Origin of the sequence: Chromobacterium vaccinii (assembly GCF_000971335.1) — a bacterium.
Taxonomy (GTDB): domain Bacteria; phylum Pseudomonadota; class Gammaproteobacteria; order Burkholderiales; family Chromobacteriaceae; genus Chromobacterium; species Chromobacterium vaccinii.
This window is the reverse complement of sequence record NZ_JZJL01000082.1, coordinates 1-10,293: the sequence shown is the minus strand read 5'-3', so window position 1 is coordinate 10,293 and position 10,293 is coordinate 1. Positions and strand designations below refer to the sequence as shown.

Here is a 10,293-nt window from a genome sequence, read left to right as displayed (position 1 = left end):
GCGCTCTTCGCCGCCGCAGGCCACATAGCGGACATCGCCGTCCTCGGCGATCAGCATGCCATCCGGCAGCACTGTGAAATTTTCGACGTCGTCCGCAAGGTGCAGACGGAAAGCCTCGCTGAGTTTGACCAGATCGTATTTGGCGCGGAACAGGGGCAGCGGCGCCTGCTGCGCGCCGCTGGCGGCTGGTTCGGCCGATAGCAGCGCGCGCAGCGCCCGGTTTATGCCGGAGAAGCGCGACAGGTCGTTCTGGCCGAATGGGCGCGCCTTGCCAAGCTCCAGCGTGAAGGCGTCCGCTCCGCAGCGATGGCTGGTGTGATAGCTGAAGGTATTGGCCGGCTGGCTGTGCAGCAGCACGGCCTCGACTCCGCATTGTTGCAGCCAGGCCAGTTGCTCGCGATTGTGCGCGCGTTCATGAATGAAGGGGTAGATCGCGAATTTTTCGAACGCCGAGCCGCGGATGGCGGTGTGAAGGTCGTAATGCAGGAGCCGGCCGCGAGAAGGCGCGAAAAAGGCTTCGGCCACGCTTTCCAGTTCTGCGGCCCGCGCCGACTCGGGCCATTCGGTTTGCTTGGCATGGGCGCCGTTGAACAGGCGGTTCATGTCGTAGCCGCCGTAGCGCACGCCCTGCCGGATGGCGTCCAGGTTGGCGAACATCACCAGCAGGCGGCAGCGCAGCGCCAGCCGGCCTGCTGCGATGTCGCTCAGCATGCCGTCCACCACTTCGATGGGCGCGGTCTCGTTGCCGTGCACGCCGCAGGACAGCAATACAGAGTCGGCATCGACGGCGCCGCCATTCAGCTCCACGCAGCCAGGGGCAAGCCAGCGGGCCTTCAGGCCGCCGGGCAGCGGCCATTCTGCGAGTGCGGGTGGCGTGGCGAGCGCGTGCTGCAGGAAGGAGGGCGTGTGCGTCATGGCGTGGCGGTTCGATGGCAGTGGGTGATGCCCGATTGTAATCGCGGCCTGTTCTCCGGTCATGTCGCGGCGCGGCAGCGGGGTGGAAAGAGTGTTGCGAATCTGGTTGAAAAGCTTGTCGTTTGCGAAAAAACAGGCATGCTTGAGGAGGGCGCGGATGGTGCCCGATGTCATGGCTGGGCCGGGTCCGCGCGCGCAATCCTTTGTTTTGCTTGCCTTGATTTTTCCAGCTGGAGGATGCTGTTTGGGAGCGGCGGCGGAAAACGATTCGGACGAGTGCGAACGAGTGCATTTTTTTACTTGTCAATCAGCGAGATGTTGTTACAATCCGCGCTCGTTTGCGCTATGCAACAACTGACAATTCATTCTGTTTCGCTCCGACATCCCAGGCCCACATAAAAGCTGTAGAGCCCGAAAGCCGTGCACTAAGGAGCGGGGTTATCCATCATAAGTTCTGAGAGGAAAACTCATGGCTTGGTCTGTGGCTGATAGCCGGAGCCTGTACGGCATCCGGCATTGGGGGGCTGGTTATTTCGATGTGGGCGACAACGGCAATATCGTCGTGCGTCCCAATGTGCGCCAGCGTAAGGAAATCGATCTGTATCGCCTGGTGAGCGATCTGGGCGGCAAAGGCCTGGATCTGCCCCTTCTGGTCCGTTTTCCGGACATTCTGCAGGATCGCGTGACCCGCCTGTGCGGCGCCTTCGACAAGGCCATCGCCGAACAAGGCTACGGCAACCGCTATACCGCCATCTACCCGATCAAGGTCAACCAGCAGGAAGCGGTGGTCAAGAGCATCATCGCGACCCAGGACGTGTCCATCGGCCTGGAAGCCGGCTCCAAGCCGGAGCTGATGGCGGTGCTGGCTTTGGCGCCCAAGGGCTGCACCATTGTCTGCAACGGTTACAAGGACCGCGAATTCATCCGCCTCGCGCTGATCGGCGAGCGTCTGGGCCACCAGGTGTTCATCGTGATCGAGAAGGAGTCCGAGGTCGAGCTGGTGATCGAGGAATCCCGCAAGCTGGAAGTGCGCCCGAACATCGGCCTGCGCGTGCGCTTGTCGTCGCTGGCGTCCAGCAAGTGGTCCGACACCGGCGGCGAGAAGGGCAAGTTCGGCCTGTCCGCCGGCCAGCTGATCTCGGCCACCGACAAGCTGATCGAGGCCGGCCTGGGCGACTGCGTGCGCCTGATGCACTTCCACATGGGCTCGCAGATCGCCAATATCGCCGATTACCGCCTGGGTTTCCGCGAAGCGATCCGCTATTTCGCCGAATTGCGCGCGCTGGGCCTGCCGGTCGACCATGTCGACGTCGGCGGCGGCCTGGGCGTCGATTACGACGGCACCCATTCGCGCAACGACAGCTCGATCAACTACGACATGGACGAATACGCCCACGTGATCGTGTCCATGTTGTCCGAATTCTGCGGCGAAAATGGCATTCCGCATCCGCGCATCCTGTCCGAGTCCGGCCGCGCGATGACCGCCCACCACGCGGTGCTGCTGATGAACGTGACCGACGTCGAGCGTCTGCCCGATACGGTGGCGCCGATCGAGAACGCGGAAGAGCTGTCGCTGCCGCTGCGCAAGCTGGTGGAGCTGGCCAGCCTCAACGATGAAGAGCTGGTCACCGAAATCTACTACCGCGCCAGCCATTGTGTGTCGGAAGTAAGCGACATGTACGCCGAAGGCCGGTTGTCGCTGAAGGAAAAAGCGCTGGCTGAGGAAGTCCACGCCACGCTGTGCCGCCGTCTGCACACCCAGCTGCAGGCCAGCCAGCGTTCGCAGCGCCAGGTGTACGACGAGCTGACCGACCGCCTGGCCGACAAGTACTTCTGCAACTTCTCGGTATTCCAGAGCCTGCCGGATACCTGGGCCATCGACCAAGTGCTGCCCATCATGCCGGTGCATCGTCTGGCCGAGCAGCCGACCCGCCGCGCGGTGCTGCAGGATCTGACCTGCGACTCAGACGGCAAGCTGAAGCAGTATGTGGATCAGCAGAGCATCGAGTCCAGCATGTCGGTGCATGAGGTGAAGCAGGGCGACGAGTACCTGATCGCGGTGTTCCTGGTGGGCGCCTACCAGGAAATCCTGGGCGACATGCACAATCTGTTCGGCGATACCGACTCGGTCAATGTCTACGTGCGCGAAGGCGGCGAGCTGGAGGTTTCCGGCATCGAGGAGCACGACACCATCGAAGACATGCTGCGCTACGTGCACCTGTCGCCGGAGGATCTGCTCAACCGCTACGAGGCCAAGACCCGCGAGTGCGATCTGAACCCGGAAGAGCGCAGCCTGTACTTCGCCGAGTTCTGCCGCGGTCTGAAGCAGTCGTCGTATCTGGCGGTTTGATCTACGCTTTCGCCAGTAAAAAAACCGGGCCTTGAGCCCGGTTTTTTTGCGCCTGGCGCGCCGATCAGACTGGATCGGAGCCTGGCGGGACGAAATACAGACTGGGGCCGTCGATGCCGGGCAAGTCCAGTGTGCGGTCGTAGACCAGGCCCAGTTTCTCCAATACCCGGATCGAACCCTGATTGTGCGGCGCGGTGATGCCCACCACGTAGTGGATATCCAGTCGTGCGCGTCCGTGCTCCAGACAGGCGGCGCCGGCTTCGCTGGCGTAGCCGCGGCCCCAGTGGCGCGCCAGGAAGGCATAACCGATGTCGGGGTGGGGCAGGCTGTCGCGTTTGACCAGGCCGCAGATGCCGACCGGCTCGCCGCCGTCGCGCAGCGCCACCATCAGCAGACCGTGGCCATGCTGGCGGTAGCTGGCCTGCGGGCCTTTCTCGATGTAGTTGCGCGCGCCGGCCAGATCATGCACGTCCTTGTCGCCGATATTGGCGAGGAACGCGGGTTCGTTGACCAGTTCCAGGATGAAAGGGGCGTCGCTTTCCTGCAGCGGGCGCAGCAGCAGGCGCGGCGTTTCTATGTCTAGTGAGTGCACGGAATGAAGCTCAGGTGTGGGTGGGACAGATTACAGTGTGCCAGCGGGCAGGAGCTTAGCCAATAAAAAAAGCCGCGGTTTTCGCCGCGGCTTTTTTGCTTGGAGCAGGGAGGGGGGGTCAGCACTCGACGATGTTGACCGGCACCTCGATCACGTTGATCGCCAGGCCGCCGCGCGCGGTTTCCTTGTACTTGGTGCTCATGTCCATGCCGGTGTCGCGCATGGTCTTGATCACGCGGTCCAGCGACACGAAGTGCTGGCCGTCGCCGCGCAGCGCCATCCGCACCGCGTTGATGGCCTTCACCGAAGCCATCGCGTTGCGTTCGATGCAAGGCACCTGCACCAGGCCGCCCACCGGATCGCAGGTCAGGCCCAGATTGTGCTCCATGCCGATCTCGGCGGCGTTTTCAACCTGTTCCGGCGTGCCGCCCATCACTTCGCACAGCGCGCCGGCGGCCATGGAGCAAGCAGAACCCACCTCGCCCTGACAGCCGACTTCGGCGCCGGAGATGGACGCGTTGAGCTTGAACAGGATGCCGATGGCGCCTGCGGTCAGCAGGAAGCGGACGATGCCGTCGTCGCTGGCGCCCGGCACGAAGCGGGCGTAGTAGTGCATCACTGCCGGGATGATGCCGGCCGCGCCATTGGTGGGGGCGGTGACCACGCGGCCGCCGGCGGCGTTTTCTTCGTTGACGGCCAGCGCGTACAGGTTGACCCAGTCCATCACCGTCAGCGGGTCGCGCATCGCGGCTTCCGGCGAGGCCAGCAGCTTGCGGTGCATGTTGGCGGCGCGGCGCTTCACCTTCATACCGCCCGGCAGGATTCCTTCGCGCTCGCAGCCGCGTTTCACGCAGGCCTGCATCACGTTCCAGATGTTGAGCAGGCCGGCGCGCACTTCTTCCTCGCTGCGCCAGGACAGCTCGTTCTCCAGCATGATCTGGCTGATGCTCTTGCCGTGGCGCTGGCACAGCGCCAAGAGCTCGGCCGCGCTCTTGAACGGGTGCTTCAGCTCGGTGACGCCCGGCGGGACGAAGCCGGCGTCGATCGCCGCCTCATCCACCACGAAGCCGCCGCCTACCGAGTAGTAGGCGCGCTTGGACAGGCTTTCGCCGGCCGCGTCGAAGGCTTCGAAGATCATGCCGTTGGGGTGGTAGGGCAGGGTTTTCTTCTTGTGCAGGATCAGGTGCTCGCCTTCGACGAAATCGATCTCGCGCTTGCCCAGCAGCTTCAGTTTGCGCTGTTCGCGGATGGCGTCCAGCATGCCGTCCACGGCATCGGTGTCGATCAGGTCCGGCTGTTCGCCCTGTAGGCCCAGCAGCACCGCGACATCGGTGCCGTGGCCCTTGCCGGTGGCGCCCAGCGAGCCGAACATCTCGGCGCTGACGCGGACGGTGGCGTCCAGCTGGCCGTCCTTTTCCAGGCGGCTGATGAATTGGCGGGCGGCGCGCATCGGGCCCACGGTGTGGGAGCTGGATGGGCCGATGCCGATTTTGAACAGGTCGAAAACACTGATTGCCATGGTAATGCTTCTCTAAGGGAAATTCCCGGCTCGGGCCGGGTTGTTGTCGGGCGCCGCGAGGCGTCTCTTAGTTTGTATTGTAATGGTTGCCGGGCGAAGGTGCGCGGGCGGCGGATGATTGCGCCGCAGGGGAGCGGTCCGGTTGGCTCGTCGGCAGATTACAGCAGAGCGCAATCCCGCACCACCCTGTAGAGAATATGGTCTTATTTGGAATATGTCGTTGTTTTTTTAAGGGAATGCGAGGATGTCGAGCGCGGCGTGGAGGGATGCGTGGAACTGAAGTCAGAATGGTTGTCGTATTTTGCTCATGGCATTTGAATGTCATTTTTTGGAATTTAAAATCTACATTATTGAGTTTTGTGAAATTTATACGTTTTTAATGAATGAATGGTGGTTTTATCAATCAATTGCAGATTGATTACGTATTTTTACGTAATTCGATTATGTAAACAAATGGTTAACATTTGCGGAGAAATTTTAAACAAATTTAAACATTTACTCTAATTTCCGCGATGAACTTTGCCTCGAAAGCCGCCCGCCTGGGCGGCTTGCTCTTTCCGGCCTGGGTTTGCGCCGCCACCGTGCCGGATGCGGTGCTGCAACAGAACGACCAACAACTCCGCCACCAGCAACAACAACTGGAACAGCGCCGCCAGGAACTGCAGCAGCGCCCGGACGTATTCGCTCCAACGCCGGCGGCATCGCCGCAGACGATTGTTCCCGCTTCCGATGCCCAACACTGCTTCGCCCTGATGAGGGTGGAGCTGGACGGCGCGCCGGCCGGCTGGCTGGCCTGGCTGCAGCCGCTGGCCGACGCCGGCCTGGCCGGTTGCGTCGACCTGGCCCGGATCAACGGCCTGGCGGCGGCGCTGACCAACGAGATGGTGGCGCGCGGCTTCGTCACCAGCCGGGTCTACCTGCCGGAACAGAACCTGCGCGGCGGCCAACTGCGGCTGGCGGTGGTGCCTGGCCGCATCCACGCGATCCGGCTGAAGGCGGGGGGCGGCGAAATCGGCCTGCGTAGCGCTTTCCCAGCCGGGCCGGGCGACTTGCTCAATGTGCGCGACCTGGAGCAGGGCCTGGAGCAGCTGGGCCGGGTGCCGGGCCAGCAGGCGACGATGGAGCTGACGCCGGCCGACGCGCCGGGCGAGAGCGACGTGGTGGTGGATAGAAGCGGCGGCCGCTTGCTGTCCGGCATGCTGTCGCTGGACGATTCCGGCCAAGACGCCACCGGCCGGCTGCAAACGACCGGCAGTTTGACGCTGGGCGGCGCGACAGGCCTCAACGACGCGTTGTCGCTGTCCTGGAGCCAGGACGCCGAGCATCTGCAGCATCCGCTGAGCCAGTCGGCGTCGCTGTCCTGGCTGCTGCCTCTGGGAAACTGGACCGGCTTTGTCAGCTATAGCGGCTTCGCCTACCACCAGACGGTGCAGGGGGTGAACCAAAGCTTCACCTCAAGCGGCCATAGCCGCAACACCCTGCTGTCGCTGTCGCGGCTGTTGCGGCGCAATCAGAGCGGCAAGACCGAGTTGAAGCTGAGCCTGACGCGCAAGGCGTCGCGCAGCTTCATCGAGGACGCCGAGGTGGTACAGCAACGGCGCGACCTGACCATCGCCGGGCTGGAGCTCAGCCACCGCCAGTACCTGGGCGAGGCGGTGCTGGATGGCTCGATCAGCTACCAGCGGGGCATCGGCGCATGGGGCGCGCAGCCGGACACGCTGGCGGCGCTGGGCGGCCCGACCGCCCGCCACGAGCTTTACCAGGGCAGGCTGGCGCTGCAGCTGCCGCTGCATGTCGCATCGCAGACGCTGCGCTGGAGCAGCGAGCTGCGCGGGCAGTACAGCCCGGACCTGCTGATGTCCAGCGAGCAGTTCTCTCTCGGCTGCCGCTGCACCGTGCGCGGCTTCAACGGCGAGACGCTGGTGGGGCAGAGCGGCTATTACCTGCGCAACGAGCTGAGCTGGCCGCTGCCGCCGGCCGGTCCGCTGGCGCTGGAGCCCTACCTGGGGCTGGATGCCGGCCAGATCGCGCGCCCGGCCTACGATGTTGGTCCGGTCCGCAGCCTGTCCGGCTGGGCCGCCGGCCTGCGCATGAGCTTGGGCGGCCATCTGTCCGCCGAACTCAGCCACGAGCGCGCGCTGCACCAGCCGCAGGGCTGGGACCGTCCCGCCATCACCCATTTCTCGATCACCGCGCAGTGGTGAGCCCGCTGCCCTGTCCCGTCTTGCTGAGCTGACATCATGAACAAACACCTTTATCGGATCATCTTCAACCAATCCCGCGGCCAACTGATGGTGGTGCAGGAAGACGCCAGCGGACAGGGCAAGGGCAATGGCGCGGAGAGCGTCGCCGCCACGCTGGCGGCGGCGTGCAAGGCATTCTCGCTGCGCCTCAGCGTGCTGTTGATCGGCCTGGGATTGGGCAGCAGCGCCCTGGCGGCCGACATCGCCGCCGACCCGCACGCGCCGGCGGGCAAGCAGCCGGGCGTGATCCAGTCGGCCAACGGCTTGCCGGTGGTGCAGATCGCCGCGCCCACCGCCGCCGGCGTATCGCACAACCAGTACCAGCAATTCAACGTCGGCCCCGGCGGCGCGCTGCTCAACAACAGCGCGGTCAACGCCAATACCCAGCTGGCCGGCTACATCAGCGGCAACCCCAATCTGAAGAACGGCAGCGCCCGCATCATCCTCAACGAAGTGACGCAGGCCAACCCCTCGCAGCTGCGCGGCTATCTGGAAGTGGCCGGCCAGCGCGCGCAGGTGGTGATCGCCAACCCCTGGGGCATCACTTGCAGCGGCTGCGGCTTCATCAATACCCAGCAGGCCACGCTGACCACCGGCGCGCCGCAGCTGAACGCCCAGGGCGCGCTGACCGGCTACCAGGTGGCCGGCGGCCGCGTCAGCATCGATGGCGCCGGCCTCAACGCCGCCAATGTCGACAGCTTCGCCATCATCAGCCGGGCAGTGTCGGTCAACGCCAATCTGTACGCGCAGAAGCTGGACTTGGTGCTGGGCCGCAATCAGGTGGACGCCGCCACGCTGGCGGCCCAGCCGTTGGCGGCAAGCCCGAGCGACGCCCCGGCCTTCGCGCTGGACGTGGCGCAGCTGGGCGGCATGTACGCCAACGCCATCAAGCTGGTGGGCACCGAGAAGGGCGTCGGCGTCAATCAGCTGGGCACCATGGCGGCCCAGGCCGGCGATCTGCAACTGACCAGCGCCGGCGACCTGATCCTGCGCGGCCAGACCCATAGCCAGCAGAATCTGATCCTGCAGGCCGATGGCCAATTGCGGCACGATGGCGTTACCCGCGCCGAGGGCGCGATCCAGGCCGATATCGCCGGCCAGACCACGCTGCATCAGGCGCTCAGCGCCGGCGGGGACCTCACGCTGAACACAGGCTCGCTGCAAGGCGACGGCGCCTTGGCGGCCGGCGCCCAGGCCGACGGCAAGCTGACCGACCATGGCCGGCTGGCGGTGGCCAGCGCCGGCATGTTGCAGCACAGCGGCCAGTTGCTGGCCGGCGGCGACGTCAGTCTGAAGGCTGGCCAGGCCGATCTGTCTCACGCCACGGTCAGTGCCAGCCACGGCGCGCTGGACATCCGCGCCGCCGGCGACGTGAACGCGCAGCAGGCCCGGCTGAGCGCCGCCGGCGCCGCCCGGCTCACCATCGATGGCCAGCTCGACAACCGTAGCGGCCAGTTCGCCGCCGCCCAGGTGGATTTGCAATTGGGCGCGCTGGACAACCGCCAGGGCAAGATCGTGCAGACCGGGCAAGCCGACTCGGCCTGGCGCATCAACGGCGAGACCGACAACCGCCAGGGCCTGCTCGCCAGCGCCGGCCACGGTCTGAAGCTGCAAAGCGGCAACCTAGACAACCGCGGCGGCGAAATCAGTCACGCCGGCGGCGGCGCGTTGTGCCTGAGCGCCGACGCGCTCGACAACCGCGAACAAGGCCGCATCGCCAGCGACGGCCGGTTGGACGCGCAGGCGGCGCAACTCGACAACCGGCAGGGGCGGCTGGCCGGCGTCCAGTCGGCATCCGTCGACGCGCGCCAGCAACTGAATAACGACGGCGGTGTGCTGGGCAGCGACGGCAAGCTAGAGCTGAGCGCCGGCGCGCTCGACAACGGCGGCGGCTTGATCCAGTCCGGCCTGGATCTGCAACTGACCGCTGCGTCCCTGACCAACGCCGACAAGGGCCAGATCCTGGCGTTGGGCAAGGATGCGGCCAGTGCCGTCGATGTAGAGGGCGAGCTGCGCAACCAGGGCAAACTGGCCGGCAATGCCGACCTGACTGTCAATGCGGCGACGATAGACAACGCCAAGGGCACGGTGCAGGCGGCCAGCCATCTGGAGCTGTCGAAACAAGCCAGCCTGATCAATGACGGCGGCCATATCGCTGGCCAGAGTCTGAAACTGAATGCCGACTCGCTGAGCAACCAGGCTGGCGAGATCTACGCCCAGCAGCAACTCAGCAGCCAACTGAAGACGTTGAACAATCGCCAGGGCAGCCTGATTGGCGGCCAGGGCATCGATCTGACGGTATCGAACCAGCTGCACAACGATGGCCTGCTGGGCAGCGACGGCCAGGTGAAGTTGACCGCCGGCGCGCTGGAGAACGCTGCCGGCACCATCCAGTCTGGTAAAGACTTGCAGTTGACCGCCGCCTCCCTGACCAACGCCGACAAGGGCCAGATCCTGGCGCTGGGCAAAGACGCGGCGAGCAAGGTGGAGGTCAGCGATGAGCTGCATAATCAGGGCAAGGTCGCCGGCAACGCCGATCTGACCGTCAACGCGGCGACGATAGACAACGCCAAGGGCACGCTGCAGGCGGCCAGCCATCTGGAGCTGAGCAAGCAAACCGTGCTGACCAACGATGGCGGCCATATCGCAGCCCAGAGCCTGAAGCTGAACGCCG

6 protein-coding genes are annotated in these 10,293 nt (G+C 64.8%); 3 read left to right on the top strand and 3 right to left on the bottom strand.

Annotated elements, in window-relative coordinates:
* On the bottom strand, positions 1 to 915 hold a 915-nt coding region (gene astE / locus VL52_RS21985; protein WP_052729468.1), incomplete at its 3' end, for a succinylglutamate desuccinylase.
* A 469-nt stretch (positions 916 to 1,384) separates the two neighbouring features.
* Here astE and speA point away from each other — a divergent pair.
* Positions 1,385 to 3,265 carry an arginine decarboxylase gene (gene speA / locus VL52_RS21980; protein ID WP_046159042.1) on the top strand — a complete coding sequence of 627 codons (1,881 nt, stop codon included), beginning with the start codon at positions 1,385 to 1,387 and terminating at the stop codon, positions 3,263 to 3,265.
* A gap of 64 nt (positions 3,266 to 3,329) precedes the next feature.
* Here the strand turns inward: speA and VL52_RS21975 are convergent, their stop codons facing one another.
* Both VL52_RS21975 and VL52_RS21970 read right to left on the bottom strand, forming a co-directional pair.
* Positions 3,330 to 3,857, bottom strand: coding sequence for a GNAT family N-acetyltransferase (locus VL52_RS21975; RefSeq protein ID WP_046159041.1), 528 nt, complete (start codon positions 3,855 to 3,857; stop codon positions 3,330 to 3,332).
* A gap of 118 nt (positions 3,858 to 3,975) precedes the next feature.
* Positions 3,976 to 5,376, bottom strand: a complete 1,401-nt coding sequence (locus VL52_RS21970) for an L-serine ammonia-lyase (RefSeq protein ID WP_046159040.1) — start codon at positions 5,374 to 5,376, stop codon at positions 3,976 to 3,978.
* A 512-nt stretch (positions 5,377 to 5,888) separates the two neighbouring features.
* On the opposite strand from VL52_RS21970, the gene VL52_RS21965 reads away from it, so the two are divergent.
* Entirely contained in the window at positions 5,889 to 7,580 is a 1,692-nt protein-coding gene (locus tag VL52_RS21965; RefSeq protein WP_052729467.1) for a ShlB/FhaC/HecB family hemolysin secretion/activation protein, read from the top strand.
* A gap of 36 nt (positions 7,581 to 7,616) precedes the next feature.
* Positions 7,617 to 10,293 (top strand): two-partner secretion domain-containing protein (locus tag VL52_RS23620; protein ID WP_144410368.1); only part of this gene is annotated, 2,677 nt, incomplete at its 3' end.